We start from the raw sequence: 14,661 nt of genomic DNA, 5'->3' as shown, positions 1-14,661 counted from the left end.
CCATGTTCCTTACAAAAACAAACTCTAAAGAAGATTGTTTTCCCAGAAGCCTATTGATTTTACTAATGATGTTAGTATTCAATAGTTTACAAGCTCAGGAAGTTCATACGGTTTCTTTACAAGAAGCGATGAAACTGGCGAAGGAAAACAATAAAAAAGTCCTTAAATCTCAACTGGAGATTACGCTCGCTGAGCAAAACATCAAAGAAAGAAAAGAACTTAGATTGCCAGATGTACAACTAAACGGAATGTACTCTAGAATTACCAACATTACAGAATTTAAAGGAAGCGGTTTCTTAAAAGACAAAGAAGTTACGCCCGCAATTCCTGAAATCTATGAGGTCAATTCAACTTTTAAAATGCCAATTTACGTTGGAAACAAGATTAATAACGCGATTAAAATTGCGAATCAGGAAAACGAAATTGCCAAAATAAAATCGGAAAAAACAGAAAATGATATTGAGCTGCAAGTTGTGGCCAATTATCTAGCGATTTATAAAATGATGGAACTTCAAAAAATATTTGAAGAAAATATCAAAGAAGAAAAGAACCGATTAAAGGAAGTGCAATCGCTTCAAAAACACGGAACGGTAACCAAAAATGAGGTTATACGTGCCGAATTACAGCTCTCAGATCGTGAGCTAAATGCGCTTACAAACTCCAAAAACATTCAAATAGCGCTTCACGATCTGAAGACTTTAATTCAAATTCCGGAAAATGAAGAAATTGCAATTGACACCACTGCAAGTCTGGATGAAATGAACGGCGTAGATCCGTACGATTTTTACTTGAGTAAAGCGATGCAGAACGAAGAAATGAGAATGGCAAGCCAAGAATTAGACATCAGTAAAACTGAATTGAAATTGGTAAAAGGGAATTATCTGCCAAGCGTAAACTTCTTCGGAAATTATGGTTTTTATTATCCCAACTACAAATTCTTTCCGCCAAATCCGTATTTGTACACTTTAGGTCAGGTGGGAATCGAGGCACGTTTTGATCTTTCGGCTTTGTACAAAAACAAAACGAAAGTAGCCAAAGCGAATACTAAAATCGATATGCAGAAAATGCAGAATGAAATCATAAAAGATGAAATTCAGGATCAGTTGTACAAAGATCATACACAGTATCAGGAAATCCTTGAAAAGTTTGTTGTGGTTGACAAAGCTTTGGATTTAGCCGAAGAAAACTACCGAATCGTAAAGCTGAAATACTTAAACCAGTTGGTTTTAATTACCGAAATGGTAGATGCTGATAATGCTCTGCTTCAAGCGAAATACAACAAAATTGCTACGCATTTGGATGCTGTTTTGAAACATTACGAAATGATGCACACGGCGGGGATTATGCCTAATGCGGGAAGTTAAATGTTAGATGTGAAAAGTTAGAAGAAAGAAGCAAGAGAAAAGATTAAAAGTATTGTTTCTCAGTTCCGTAGGAACGCTTCATATTGTAGCGCCGGATTTCAATCCGGGGAGAGAAAAGATTAAAAGTATTGTTTCTCAGTTCCGTAGGAACGTTTCATGTTGTAGCGCCGGATTTCAATCCGGGGAGAAAAAAGATTAAAAGTATTGTTTCTCAGTTCCGTAGGAACGCTTCATGTTGTAGCGCCGGATTTTAATCCGGGGAGAAAAAAGATTAACAGTATAGTTTCTCAGTTCCGTAGGAACGCTTCATGTTGTAGCGCCGGATTTCAATCCGGGGAGAAAAAAGATTAAAAGTATTGTTTCTCAGTTCCGTAGGAACGCTCCATATTGTAGCGCCGGATTTCAATCCGGGGAGAGAAAAGATTAAAGAATATAGTTTTCATATTGTAGCGCCGGATTTCAATTCGGGGAAAAAAAATTAAAGAGATAAAAAAAATGGTTAAGATAAAAAATGAAACTAAAAGAAATAAAACGTTTCATATACTGATAACAATTATTGCGTGTACGCTGGTTATAAGCGGAGTTATTTTGGGAATTTGGTTTTATGTGTTTAATAGAAATCACGAAGAAACCAATGACGCTCAGGTAGAACAATACGTTACGCCAATTATGTCGAGAATTACAGGTTATGTACAGGAAGTTCGTTTTGACGAAAACCAATTTGTGCATAAAGGCGATACTTTGGTAGTGATTGATAACAGAGAATACAAATCGAAATTGAATGTGGCTCTTGCCGATGTTCAAAATGCACAGCAAAATAGTGTTGTGGCTCAGAAAAATGCTATTAACACAGCAAGTGCAACGGCAATTAACGAAGCACAATTGGAAGCTGCAAAAGCAAACCTTTGGAAAACAAAATTAGAATACGAAAGATATAAAGCTTTGGTAACCGAAGAAGCGGCAACTTCTCAGCAATTAGAAAAAGTAAAAGCAGATTACGAATCGGCTCAGGCACATTTTTCGGAAATGAAAAACAGAATTCATTCGGCTTCATTAAGCACTTCAGTTGCCGAAGCGAATGTTCCAACAACGCAAACTAATATTGCTTCAAAGCAAGCGGTTGCAGATAATGCGGCATTATTTCTTTCGTACACCATAATTACAGCACCTTATGACGGATGGGTTGGAAAAAGAACTTTACAGCCAGGACAACTGGTAAAAGAAGGGCAGTCTTTGCTTTCTATTGTAAGTAAAGAAAAATGGATTACAGCCAATTTTAAAGAAACACAATTGCAGTATTTAACCGTTGGGCAAGAAGTAGAAATCAAAGCTGATGCTATAAATGACAAAACTTTTGCGGGAACAATTGCTTCGTTATCGCCTGCGAGCGGTGCGAGATTTTCGCTGCTTCCTCCTGATAATGCGACTGGAAACTTTGTGAAAATCGAACAGAGAATTCCAGTTCGAATTCAGTTAAAAGAACAAGACAAGCAAACCGATTTTTTAAGAGCAGGAATGAACATTACGATTGTTGCTGCGCACAAATAAAATGGAAGATAAAAGTATATTTAAATCATGGGTTCCAAAATGGGCGATCATTACTATTTTGTTCGTTTGTTTGCTGCATTCCATGATTTTATTGGGAGTTTACACGTCAAACGTAACGTATGCGGCGAGTTTTCTGGATATTGAGCCTGAAGATTTGCAGTTCGCGATGTGCGTTACCTACGGAACTTTGCTGGCAACTATCTTGATAGAAAGCCGATTTTCGAGCTTTTTTCCAACCAAAAATTATCTGATGGGCGTATATTCTCTAATCGGAATTACGATTGTTTTATCGGGTTATGTTACCAATTTTTCGGTTTTTTTATTGTTAAGAATTGCCGAAGGTGTTCTTATGGCGCTTCCTGCTATTACAATCAGACAATTGATTATTCAGCAATTCAATTCTAAAAACGCCATTATCATCGGGTTTTCATTTTATTATGGCTCGCTGTTGTTGTCTACGCCCTTTATTATGAATATTGCTGTGTGGTTTCTCGATCATTACGATTGGAAATACATGCTGTATGTTTCGGGCGGACTGCAGGTTTTAAACGTCTTTTTAATCTTAGTTACTTTCAGAGGGCACCGAATTACAAAGAAGATTCCGTTGTATCAAATCGACTGGATGAGTTATTTTTTGGTTTTAATTTCGATTCTTTGCGGTGCCTACTTTTTTGTGTATGCCGAAAAAAAATATTGGTTTCAATCGTCAGAAATGGTTTTGGCGTTGATGATTTCGCTCATCACAGGCGGGTTGTTCATCTTTAAAGAACGTTTGGTAAAAAGACCAAGTTTTGATTTTGAAGTCATAAAATACGCCAATCTACGAATAGGATTTTTATTGTTTTTCCTTTTCTATATCAGCAGAGCGACGTTGAGTCTTTGTCATTCGGCGATGTTTTCCATCTGGAATTGGGATCCATCGCGTGTGGCAGGCGTACAATACATAAACGGACTAGGAAATGTAATCGGATTAGTTCTGGCTGCTTTTTTCCTGATGAAATCTGTTTCAACTAAAATTATTTTCATGATTGGTTTTTCGCTCATTGCTATTTTCCACTTCTGGTTTACGTTTCTTTTTGTACCAGATGTTGCGCTGAGCGATATTATTGTTCCCTATATTTTGCAAGGAATTGGTGTTGGGTTTTTATTTGTTCCGCTCATCTTATTTACCACATCATCGGTTCCGGCAAATATGGCGGTTTCTTCTGGGATTGTTGGGGTTTCAGGACGTTTCTGGGGAAGCACAGTTGGTTTCTGCGTTATGCAGAATGCGATTGTTTTCTTAAATAAAAAACATTTCTTGAAGCTAAGCCAATTTGTATCTGGAGAAAATCCCGAAGCACAGAACACAATTACTTCCACAACACAAAGTTTTATGGCCAAAGGTTATTCGGCAGATAATGCGAATGTTCTGGCCATGAAAAAGGTTTTCGGCACAATCGCCAAACAATCGACTTTATTGGCCGATATGGAAATTTATACTATTGTTGGTTACGGTTTAGTGGTTTTGATTATTCTAATTGCGTGTAATCAGCATTTGAGACAGACAATGACTTTGGTGAAAAGTAAAATTTGGATCGGCTAAAATGCAAATTCCAATTTTTTTAAATTCCAAATTCCAAAAAAAAACGTGATTTAATCTCGCAAAGTCGCAGAGTCGCAAAGATTTTTTTGCCACTCCTAATAGCTATCGGGATAATAAGATTAAAAGATTTTTTTTTGTTTCACGCAGATTCTGCAGATTTTAGCAGATTTAATTTTTGAGATTGTAGAAATAAATACTCTGTGCATATCTGCTTAAATCTTTTTAAATCTGCGTAAAAAAACTTTGCGTCTTAGCGACTTTGCGAGATTCAAAAAATCTGCGTATATCCTCTTAAATCTTTTTAAAATCTGCGTGAAACAAAAAAACTTTGCGTCTTAGCGACTTTGCGAGATTCTAAACAAAATCCTGCGAGAAATAAGACTTTATTAACGTACTTTAAGACTAGAAACAATATAAATGCTCGTATCTTGCACCCGTTTAAAACAAATAAAATTATGAGCCAGCAATGTGTAATTTTTGATATGGACGGCGTGATTTGCCACACCAATCCGCATCATGTAGTCGCTTTTGAAGAATTTTTCAATAAATATAAAATTCCGTATACCAATCAAGAATTTGAAGAGCATATGTACGGAAAACACAATAGTTACATTATGTCGCATTTCTTCAAACGCCCAATCGAAGGAGAAGAATTGACGAAACTTGAAGACGAAAAAGAAGGAATGTTTCGTGAGATTTACAAAGACAAAGTCGAAACAATTCCGCATTATATGCAGTTTTTAGAAGAGCTAAAATCACGCGGATTCAAAACAGCGGTTGCCACTTCGGCGCCGCGTGCCAATTTAGATTTGATTGCCAATTTCCTGAAACTCGACCAAAAAATGGATTCGATGATGTCTAGCGAAGATGTTACATTTCATAAACCAAATCCAGAAGTATATTTAAAATCGGCAGAACGAGTGGGCGTTTCTCCATTTGATTGTGTGGTTTTCGAAGATTCTTTTTCGGGCGTTACAGCAGGATTAAATGCGGGAATGAAAGTCGTTGGTGTTTTAAGTACGCATACCAAAGAAGAACTTCCGATATGTGATTTTTATATCAATGATTATAGCGAAGTGAATGTGGATAAGATATTAGAATTGTTAGGGAAGTAAATTCCAATTTTTTTAAATCCCAAATTCCAAAAAACTATATGTTGAGACCTTTGTCAAAGTTTTAAACTTTGACAAAGGTTTTTTTATGTGCCAAAGTATTTGCTGCAAAGTTTGTCATTTCGACGGAGGAGAATAATACTAGAAATTCCACAAGGAAAATCTTCAATCTGTCTCGAATCCCGCGTGAGATTTCTCCTTAAGTCGAAATGACAAAATCACTGAATTGCCTCCTGCTTTAGCTGGAGATTTTTTTTATGGTTTTTAGGAAAGGCTTTAGCCGAAGTTTTTAGAATTAATTAAACGATGTCGAATTCTATTGCGATCATTAAACCTGCTGCTAAAAGAAAAACGGAAGAGCTTAATAATAGCCACAACATTTTTTTAGGCCATTCTATTTTTAAATCTCGAAGCATCAAAATAGAATTAGCGAAAGAAAAAATAACAAGGAATATGATTAAAAGAAAAGCACCGTTACTTCCGTATTCATAGATCCAGCGAAAATCTGTTGAAAATCGAAATCTTTCGACATAACGTTTTGTCAAACCGCTTAAAATAAATAAAACAGGAATTGCAATTGCAATTTTCTGAGTTAAATGAAGATTTTTGAGATTTTTCATTTATTTCTCCTCCCAGAATATCTTTTTGTTATGTTCCACTAAAAACAAACAAGTATTTCCGTCTTCATCTAAAACTTTTTTGATGTCAAAATTATACGAACCTCTTGATTTTGTATTTCTTTCGGTGCCACACCAACTCCAATGAAGATTGTTTAATTTTTTAGTATTCGAATTAGCGCTAATTTCTTCGTATGGTATTGAACCATCAAAACCAAATTTCTTAAAATCAATGTTTTTTGTTGATTCATCATTTTTTAAACTGCCCATAAACGTTCCTGCAATTACCAAAGAATCAAGATTCTCTCCGGTTTTATTATAGAATTTAGCATGAAAACCTCTAAAATTTATAAAGCTGGTTAGTATTACAATACTAGATAATAACAAAATAACCAATTGTGTGTTTCTTCGTTTTGATTTTATCTCATCCATCCTTCAATTTTATAATTTTTAGAGAATAATTTTCTTTCTTGTTTTCCATTATCTGGTTTGAACCAAACTTCAAACCTTGCAGCGTATGGTTGTCCCCAATCGCCTTCGTAAATTGTAAAATCATCACTGGTGCTAAATTTCTTTATGCTGTCAGTTGGATTGTAAATTTGAATCGAACTAGTTCTGGGCAAATCGTCAGTAGAAAGAGCCTCGTTATGAGTAATTTCAAATACTTTTAAATAAATGGAACCGCTTTCAATTTTTCCTATCCAAAAATCAAATTCATAAAGTCCAGGTTGGAATGAATTATAAAGTTGAAAGTCAATTTTTTCTACAACTCTATTTGTTATGCTGTCAGGTCTTTGTCCTTCGAATTTTGCATAATTATCCAAATCAACTGGATTATCTATTTGAATGTTTTTTGGAATTGTTAGGTTTTTTGCCCAAGTATCTGGTGTTTCGTCTGTTATAAAAAATGATGCGAGTGAAAACAGAATCAATATCAATACTGTTACGCCAAATAGAAATAAACTAACAAGACTTTTGAGCCATCGTTTTTTGGAAAGCTGATAAACAGCCGAAACTAATAAACAGAATATGGCAAGACAAAATAATCCGAAAATGATATTTTCAATAAGCGGATTGTTTAATGAGCTGGAAAATAACAAAAGAAGGATTGAAATAAACCAAAATAATATTGGCTTCTTCCAATCATCAAAAAAACTTAGAAGATGTTTTTTCATAAAGTTTCAGTCAAACAGCTTTAGCAATAATCATTTATTCTTAATTTTTAAAAAGACTTCATTTCTAAACCAATTTTCATCTTCGTGAGATTCGAAAATTCTTTTTGGAAAGTAAAAACATTGACCTTTTGAAATATATAAAAGATAAAGATCTTTTAATTCGAAAGTCTTTATAAAATTTTGATTGTCAATTGTTCCTTCTGAGATTTCTCCCATGTAAGCAATAATTCTATCGGAGAAAATTTCATATTGTCTTTCTTTATAAATGATCTTATTTTCTTTTGAATATGTCAATCGCCAATATTGAAATAATATAATTAGCGGATAAAGAAAACCAAAAACAATAATAAAAGTGTCTGAAGAATCTTTGTTGTCCTTAAAAAGGATTGCAACAGAAAGAAATATGATAAAAGCATAAAGCCACCATCTCTTTTTTAATAAAATTCTAATAATAAATGAGAAGTATTCTTTTTGGGTAAGTTGAAATTTTTTGGTTTTGATCATTAGAATTTAAAGATTTATTTCAAAGGAAAATCAAGCAATTCTTTAGGTTCAACATCTAAAGCATTGGCGATTTTTATAAGAGTTTTTATGGTGGTATTTATTTCAGCTCTTTCTATTCTACCTATTTGAGTTTTACGAATTTCACTATCATCAGCCAAATCTTGTTGAGACATGCCTTTCTTTTCTCGTAATTGTCTAATGTGAACGCCAAGACTTGCAATAAAAGTTTCTTGTGAAATATCCATATTTCAAAATTCCTAAGATTTATTTTTGCTTAGGTCACATTTATGTGCTCAAAAGTATTATATTTGATGACTTTAAAAAATAAGATAATAGTTACAGAAAATATTTCAAAAGAACTTGAAACCAGACTAAAAGATTTTTTTACTGATGTAATTGATGCAAAAGATATGGCGAAAACCATTCGAGAAGTAAATTATGTGCTTTCGTTGTGTTCGATGCGCGGGTGCGAAACGATAGAATCTGAATTCAAGAATATCGATGATAACTTTTACTGGCTCAATCGATTGGCAGAAGTTCTTGATCCTTATTTAGAGATTGATTAAAATACTTTCATTTCGACGAAAGGAGAAACAAAAGCAAATTGGTATATAGAAATTGTCCCCACAATTTTTTTTCATGATATAAAAGCTGCCAATATGTTAATCTCCTTTCGTCAAGATGATTGATATTATAGATTTTCATTTCGACGAAAGGAGAAGCCAAACAGCAAACCAACAAAAATTAGGAGAGACTTCAACATTTTTTTCTTATATGTACAACCAGTTGGCGATGCTGATAAAAAACTCCTTTCGTCAAGGTGAGAAAACCAGATAAATAAAAGTTAAATTACATCAATCCATAAATTATTAATTCAGAAAAATCTTATTTTTACCCGCGATTTAAAAATAATGAAATATGAAAAAGGAAATCTTGGAACGAATTAAAAAATTAGGCGGAAACATCGATAATGTAAAAGGAAATTCGCTTCAAGAAGATTTACAATCTATAACTTTTGATACTGTTCTTTATCCAAAACCAGAAGATGCACCTTGGGCTTCTGCTGAAGATCAAGAACCTATTTTCGGGATTGGAGATTTCGTCGATGAAAATGAAGCTCTTTTTAAAGAAAACAACGAAGCTTTTTACGATAAGCTCATTCAGAAATATTTCTGCAAAACGACCGAAGGATTTGGACAGATGTTTTGGGAAGTTAGTTCTTTTACACCTTTCAAAGAAGGCACTGCAGATTATAAAGAATGGTATAGAGATTTCACAGACGAATACACGGATTTAAGCGAAATCACAAAAGTAACCAACGACACAACCCCAGATTTTATTCTGCTCGCGACAAGCTACGGTTTTCCAGATAGTTTTTATATTGCTTTATCTGACCCAAACCCAGAAAACCCAACTTTATTCGGTACTGATCGCACAGGTTTTTTTAGTGAAATAACCAATGAAGGAAATCTCGAAGATTTTATGAATTTATTTATGACCAAAGAAGAGCTTTTGGAGATTGTGAAGAAGGCGATGGAGAAATAAAGAAGATTTTCTCATTATTTGTTATTCCTCGTTCTTCGGAATGACAAGTTTTCAGTTAAAAACATAGCCAATGGTTTCAACCATTGGAACGCAATCATTGTCGACAATCTTTGTCTCCCAAGGTTGAAACCTTGGGCAATGTTTGAAATAGAATAGAGTATTTAGTAAAAATTTATTAGAAATTAATAAATCGCCCATTTTACGATTTTACGTAAAATGGGCGATTTATGCTACATTACATTTGCCTATTATTAATTTAAATGAAAAAAAATGAAAAAATTATTATTGGCTGTTGTTTTGATCATGTGTTTTAGTCTTAATGCGCAAATAATGAAACGTTCCGAAGAAAGAAAACCAGATGAAGTGATTTCGGTAAATATGGGCACTACAAAAATGAATAGATTCGGTGAAATCTATGTTTTAAATATGCCAGATGGGACTTCTAAAAGTGATGTAAGATGGTATTTTATGTTTAAAAAAGAAGAAATTACAGAGATTTACAATGAGGTATCTAGGGCAATGAATAGTGATGAGTATAAAAAGGGAGAGAGTTTTGATTATAAAAATTGGGAAGGAGCTATGGTGACAATTCTTTATGATAAAACAATGGGTGTCAAAAGTATTCAATTCGTAAAAAGAGAAAAGGAGTTTGTTGAGCATATTGGAGGCCCGCTTACTTTAAAAAATTTGCAGAAGTTATTTGGCATTGATGCAAAAAAGTAAATTAATTTTTTACGGCCTCAAATGAGATCTATACCAAAAAGATTAGAATTTAAATATGCCGTAAAACAAAAAAGCTTCTGAAAAATATTCAGAAGCTTTTTTTGGTGCGGATAATAGGACTCGAACCTACACGCCTTGCGGCACCAGATCCTAAGTCTGGCATGTCTACCAATTTCACCATATCCGCGGAATTGTGGGTGCAAAGATAGGCATACTTTTGAATAATCAAAGCATTTTTTCAAAATTTTTTTTAATTCTCTTTTTTGTACATTTGGTTTTCTATAAAAATAATTTAAATGGAAAATATTAAGTCCTACGTTCAACAACATAAAGATCGGTTTATCAATGAATTGATCGAATTATTAAAAATTCCGTCGGTAAGTGCCGACACTGCATATTCTCAAGATGTTATTGACACAGCAGAGGCTGTAAAAGAAAGTTTATCAAAAGCAGGATGCGATTACGTCGAAACTTGCGACACTCCAGGTTACCCAATTATCTACGGAGAAAAAATAATCGACCCAAATCTTCCAACGGTTTTAGTTTACGGACACTACGACGTACAACCGCCAGATCCGTTAGAATTATGGACTTCACCACCATTTGAACCTGTTATTAAAACTACAGATATTCATCCAGAAGGAGCGATTTTTGCTCGTGGAGCGTGTGATGACAAAGGTCAGATGTACATGCACGTAAAAGCACTTGAATTAATGGTACAAAGCAATACTTTGCCTTGTAACGTAAAATTCATGATCGAAGGAGAAGAAGAAGTTGGTTCTGCAAGTTTGGCTTGGTTCGTAGAACGCAATCAAGAAAAACTAAAAAATGATGTGATCCTTATTTCAGATACCGGAATGATTTCTAATCAACAGCCGTCAATTACAACAGGTTTAAGAGGTTTGAGTTATGTTGAGGTTGAAGTTACTGGACCAAACCGTGATTTGCATTCTGGTTTATACGGTGGTGCTGTGGCAAACCCAATTAATATTCTGGCAAAAATGATTGCTTCTCTTCACGACGAAAATAATCATATTACGATTCCAGGATTCTACGATAAAGTTCAGGAATTATCTGCAGAAGAAAGAGCCGAAATGGCAAAAGCGCCTTTCAGCCTAGAAAAATATAAAAACGCTTTAAACATTGCTGATGTTTACGGTGAAAAAGGATATGTAACCAACGAAAGAAACTCAATCCGTCCGACATTAGACGTAAACGGAATTTGGGGCGGTTATACCGGAGAAGGTGCTAAAACGGTTATTGCGAGCAAAGCTTACGCTAAAATCTCAATGCGTTTGGTTCCAAATCAGGAGTGGGAAGAGATTACAGAATTGTTTACAAAACATTTTACAAGCATTGCTCCAGCTGGAGTTACGGTAAAAGTAACGCCTCACCACGGTGGTCAAGGTTATGTGACACCAATTGATAGCATCGGATATCAGGCTGCAAACAAAGCGTATACTGAAACTTTTGGAGTTCCTGCAATTCCGGTTCGTTCAGGAGGAAGTATTCCGATTGTGGCTTTATTCGAAAAAGAATTAAAAAGCAAAACCATCTTAATGGGCTTCGGGTTAGACAGCGATGCCATTCACTCTCCAAACGAACATTTCGGAATTTTTAATTACTTGAAAGGTATTGAAACTATTCCGTTGTTTTATAAGTATTTTGTGGAATTGAGCAAATAGTTTTTTAACCGCAAAGAGCGCGAAGAATTACGCAAAGTTCGCGAAGAATTTTTTAAGCAAGATTTATAAAAGTTCGCAAAGCTTATCACATAGCTTTGCGAACTTTGCGTTTATAAACGTAACTTTTGAGAAAAATCCTTGCGCTCTTTGCGGTTATTTTTGACCACAGAGCACACTAAGTATTTACGCAGAGTTCGCAATTTTTTTAAATTAAGATTTATAAAAGTTCGCAAAGTTATATAGATATAGCTTTGCGAACTTTGCGTTTATAAGCGTAACTTTTGAGAAAAATCTTTGCGCTCTTTGCGGTTATTTTTGACCACAGAGCACACTAAGTATTTACGCAGAGTTCGCAATTTTTTTAAATTAAGATTTATAAAAGTTCGCAAAGTTATATAGATATAGCTTTGCGAACTTTGCGTTTATAAGCGTAACTTTTGAGAAAAATCCTTGCGTTCTTTGCGGTTATTTTTGACCACAGAACACACTAAGTATTTACGCAAAGACCGCTAAGTTTTTTAAAAGAGATTTATTAAAGTTTGCAAAGTTTTATCCATGAAGCTTTGCGAACTTTGCGTTTATAAACGTAACTTTTGAGAAAAATCCTTGCGCTCTTTGCGGTTATTTTTGACCACAGAGCACACTAAGTATTTACGCAGAGTTTGCAATTTTTTTTTAATTAAGATTTATAAAAGTTCGCAAAGTTATATAGATATAGCTTTGCGAACTTTGCGTTTATAAGCGTAACTTTTGAGGAAAATCATTGCGCTCTTTGCGGTTAAAAAACACAAAGGAAACAAGTTTAAAATTATATTTGTAATTCCAAAATCCCCAGAATAATTTAAAGAATATGAGAAAAATTTTTAGTCAGAGTTTGATTGTCATTGCAATGTTGTTGGGCGGTAAAAGTGCAGCTCAAGATTTATCAATCAGTAATGATCAATCAAATGATGTATTTGTTGCAGTCGAAATTGCTGCCGATTTTCCGGGAAGTATTTATAGTTTTCGAAATTTTGTAAAGAGTAATTTTGAGATTCCGAAGAAAGCAGTTCGGAAAAAAGTAAAAGGAGAAATTCCAGTACAATTTATAGTAGAAAAAGACGGCTCATTGTCGGATATTAAAGTTTTAACAGATTTAGGATTTGGATTAAACGAAGAGGTTATCCGAGTTTTTAAACTTTCGCCAAAATGGAAACCCGCTTCTTTTAACGGAAAAAAATCTAAGAGTTTGATCACCTTCAGAATATATATAGATACCGAAAATGAAAAAGACAAACGTATTTATTTTGAAAAGAAATAAGATGTGAGAAATAAAAAATCCGCTTCTAAAAAGACAGAAGCGGATAAAATAAACTAAAAAAAAATTCTAAAAATAAAAAGGCGATCCCGACTAAAATAAGTCAGGATTATATCCAAAATAAGGCATGGTTTGTTCGTTAAAAATTACACCATAGTCTTCTAATTCTTTTAATATTGGGTCGTAAACTTCTTTTCTTATCGGAAGCTGTACACCTGGAGTTGTAATTTTTCCGTTCAAAATAAGCAGAGTTGCGATTGCTACAGGAAGTCCAACTGTTTTGGCCATTGAAGTATACGTTTGGTCATCGCCAATGCAGACCATTTTCGAATCGATTTGTTTCTTTTCGCCGTTTAATTCGTAACCAAATTTATGATACATTACTATCATATCTTTATCATCTGGTTCAAGAGCCCAGCTGTCGGTCAGGATTTTTTCTAAAATCTGAGCCGGAGTAGCATTTGGAAGATTTACAATTTTATCTGGGTTGAATAAATCCAGTTCCAAAAGTTTGTCCCACATAATATCGTCTTGATCGATTTTTAAAATCAAACGAGTTTTTATTTCAACAGAATCCGTCGGGTGATAAGGCAGAAACGAGTTTGTAAACTGACGGTAACTCATGGTTTCAGAATCTTCCATAATGTAACTGTCGTCGGTCATTCCTAATTGGACAAACATGTTCCAAGCTCTTGAAAAACCAACTCTTCGAATTGTTCCTCTATATAATGTTAAAACATCGTCTAAACCATAAACGGATCTGTATTTAAGCGAATCGCGGTTAGAATACGCTTCAAACTTTCCGTAACCTTCGACTTCCAGAAATTCAGTTCTTCGGAACAAAGCACTATATGGAATGTATTTATAAGTACCTTCTTGAATAAACTTGGCCGCACCGCCTTGTCCGGCTAAAACGACGTTTCTTGGCGCCCAAGTAAATTTATAATTCCACAAGTTATTATCAGATTCTGGTGCGACTAAACCGCCACAGAACGATTCAAACAAAAGCATTTTACCGCCTTTTGATCGGATTTCATCAATTACTTTCATGGCGCTCATGTGGTCGATTCCAGGATCAAGACCAATTTCGTTCATGAAAATAAGATTGTTTTTCTTCGCTTCTTCATCAAGAGACTGCATGGCATCGCTTATATAAGAAGCCGTTACCAGATGTTTTTTGAAATAAAGACAATCTTTGGCAATTTCGATATGCAGATGTGCCGGAAGCATTGAAATGACTATTGAAGCTTTTTCGATCGCGGCTTGTCTTTCTTCTTTATTAAAAATATCTAAAGCAATAGGAGTAGCGTTAGGGTGTTTCTGCGTTTTTTTTTCGGCCAAAGCCAAAGATAAGTCGGCAACAACAAGATGAAGATTTTCACTTTCTGATTTTGCAAGCAAGTACCGTATCAAAGAAGATGCAGATCTGCCGGCTCCAATTATTAAAACGCTTCTCATAATTTAAATATTTAACACAAACATACTAAAATGTTATAATTGTAACAA

At 34.5% G+C, this 14,661-nt stretch carries 15 protein-coding genes and 1 tRNA gene; 9 read left to right on the top strand and 7 right to left on the bottom strand.

From position 1 onward, the window contains the following. Window positions 1–65: 65 nt before the first annotated feature. The 4 genes from J0383_RS09205 to J0383_RS09190 all read left to right on the top strand — a co-directional run bounded on the left by J0383_RS09205 (window position 66) and on the right by J0383_RS09190 (window position 5,612). Window positions 66–1,364, top strand: coding sequence for a TolC family protein (locus J0383_RS09205; protein ID WP_239023290.1), 1,299 nt, complete (start codon window positions 66–68; stop codon window positions 1,362–1,364). A 495-nt stretch (window positions 1,365–1,859) separates the two neighbouring features. Beyond that, window positions 1,860–2,912, top strand: coding sequence for an HlyD family secretion protein (locus J0383_RS09200; RefSeq protein ID WP_207298106.1), 1,053 nt, complete (start codon window positions 1,860–1,862; stop codon window positions 2,910–2,912). Window position 2,913: 1 nt separating this feature from the next. Continuing rightward, entirely contained in the window at window positions 2,914–4,497 is a 1,584-nt protein-coding gene (locus tag J0383_RS09195; RefSeq protein WP_207298105.1) for an efflux MFS transporter permease, read from the top strand. Between the two features lie 455 nt (window positions 4,498–4,952). Continuing rightward, window positions 4,953–5,612, top strand: coding sequence for an HAD family hydrolase (locus J0383_RS09190; RefSeq protein WP_207298104.1), 660 nt, complete (start codon window positions 4,953–4,955; stop codon window positions 5,610–5,612). Between the two features lie 296 nt (window positions 5,613–5,908). Here J0383_RS09190 and J0383_RS09185 read toward each other — a convergent pair whose 3' ends face one another. The 5 genes from J0383_RS09185 to J0383_RS09165 are packed head-to-tail and all read right to left on the bottom strand — an operon-like array spanning window position 5,909 to window position 8,150. Further along, entirely contained in the window at window positions 5,909–6,229 is a 321-nt protein-coding gene (locus tag J0383_RS09185) for a hypothetical protein (RefSeq protein WP_207298103.1), read from the bottom strand. After that, complete coding sequence (locus tag J0383_RS09180) at window positions 6,230–6,658, bottom strand: hypothetical protein (protein WP_207298102.1); 429 nt, start codon at window positions 6,656–6,658, stop codon at window positions 6,230–6,232. It abuts the gene before it with no gap. After that, the gene (locus tag J0383_RS09175) at window positions 6,646–7,401 is read right to left on the bottom strand and encodes a hypothetical protein (RefSeq protein ID WP_207298101.1); all 756 of its coding nucleotides are present in this window, start codon (window positions 7,399–7,401) and stop codon (window positions 6,646–6,648) included. The genes J0383_RS09180 and J0383_RS09175 overlap by 13 nt, the downstream gene beginning before the upstream one ends. 30 nt (window positions 7,402–7,431) lie before the next feature. Further along, the gene (locus J0383_RS09170) at window positions 7,432–7,905 is read right to left on the bottom strand and encodes a YcxB family protein (RefSeq protein ID WP_207298100.1); all 474 of its coding nucleotides are present in this window, start codon (window positions 7,903–7,905) and stop codon (window positions 7,432–7,434) included. Between the two features lie 14 nt (window positions 7,906–7,919). Then, the gene (locus J0383_RS09165) at window positions 7,920–8,150 is read right to left on the bottom strand and encodes a helix-turn-helix domain-containing protein (protein ID WP_207298099.1); all 231 of its coding nucleotides are present in this window, start codon (window positions 8,148–8,150) and stop codon (window positions 7,920–7,922) included. 66 nt (window positions 8,151–8,216) lie between these two features. Here J0383_RS09165 and J0383_RS09160 point away from each other — a divergent pair, with 66 nt between their 5' ends. The 3 genes from J0383_RS09160 (at window position 8,217) to J0383_RS09150 (ending at window position 10,173) form a co-directional block, all read left to right on the top strand. Beyond that, on the top strand, window positions 8,217–8,471 hold the full coding sequence (locus J0383_RS09160) for a hypothetical protein (protein ID WP_394369548.1): 255 nt from the start codon (window positions 8,217–8,219) through the stop codon (window positions 8,469–8,471). Between the two features lie 352 nt (window positions 8,472–8,823). Next, window positions 8,824–9,450, top strand: coding sequence for a hypothetical protein (locus J0383_RS09155; RefSeq protein ID WP_207298098.1), 627 nt, complete (start codon window positions 8,824–8,826; stop codon window positions 9,448–9,450). A 270-nt stretch (window positions 9,451–9,720) separates the two neighbouring features. Then, on the top strand, window positions 9,721–10,173 hold the full coding sequence (locus J0383_RS09150; protein WP_207298097.1) for a hypothetical protein: 453 nt from the start codon (window positions 9,721–9,723) through the stop codon (window positions 10,171–10,173). A 102-nt stretch (window positions 10,174–10,275) separates the two neighbouring features. Here the strand turns inward: J0383_RS09150 and J0383_RS09145 are convergent. Next, window positions 10,276–10,360, bottom strand: a tRNA-Leu gene (locus J0383_RS09145). A gap of 109 nt (window positions 10,361–10,469) precedes the next feature. On the opposite strand from J0383_RS09145, the gene J0383_RS09140 reads away from it, so the two are divergent. Together J0383_RS09140 and J0383_RS09135 are read left to right on the top strand one after the other, a co-directional pair. Further along, window positions 10,470–11,858, top strand: coding sequence for a dipeptidase (locus tag J0383_RS09140; RefSeq protein WP_207298096.1), 1,389 nt, complete (start codon window positions 10,470–10,472; stop codon window positions 11,856–11,858). Window positions 11,859–12,708: 850 nt separating this feature from the next. Then, on the top strand, window positions 12,709–13,158 hold the full coding sequence (locus J0383_RS09135; RefSeq protein ID WP_207298095.1) for an energy transducer TonB: 450 nt from the start codon (window positions 12,709–12,711) through the stop codon (window positions 13,156–13,158). A gap of 90 nt (window positions 13,159–13,248) precedes the next feature. On the opposite strand, the gene J0383_RS09130 is transcribed toward J0383_RS09135, so the two are convergent. Continuing rightward, window positions 13,249–14,613, bottom strand: a complete 1,365-nt coding sequence (locus J0383_RS09130; protein ID WP_207298094.1) for a saccharopine dehydrogenase family protein — start codon at window positions 14,611–14,613, stop codon at window positions 13,249–13,251. Window positions 14,614–14,661 lie beyond the last annotated feature (48 nt).

This window comes from Flavobacterium endoglycinae (assembly GCF_017352115.1).
Taxonomy (GTDB): domain Bacteria; phylum Bacteroidota; class Bacteroidia; order Flavobacteriales; family Flavobacteriaceae; genus Flavobacterium; species Flavobacterium endoglycinae.
This window is presented reverse-complemented; position numbering and strand designations above follow the sequence as displayed.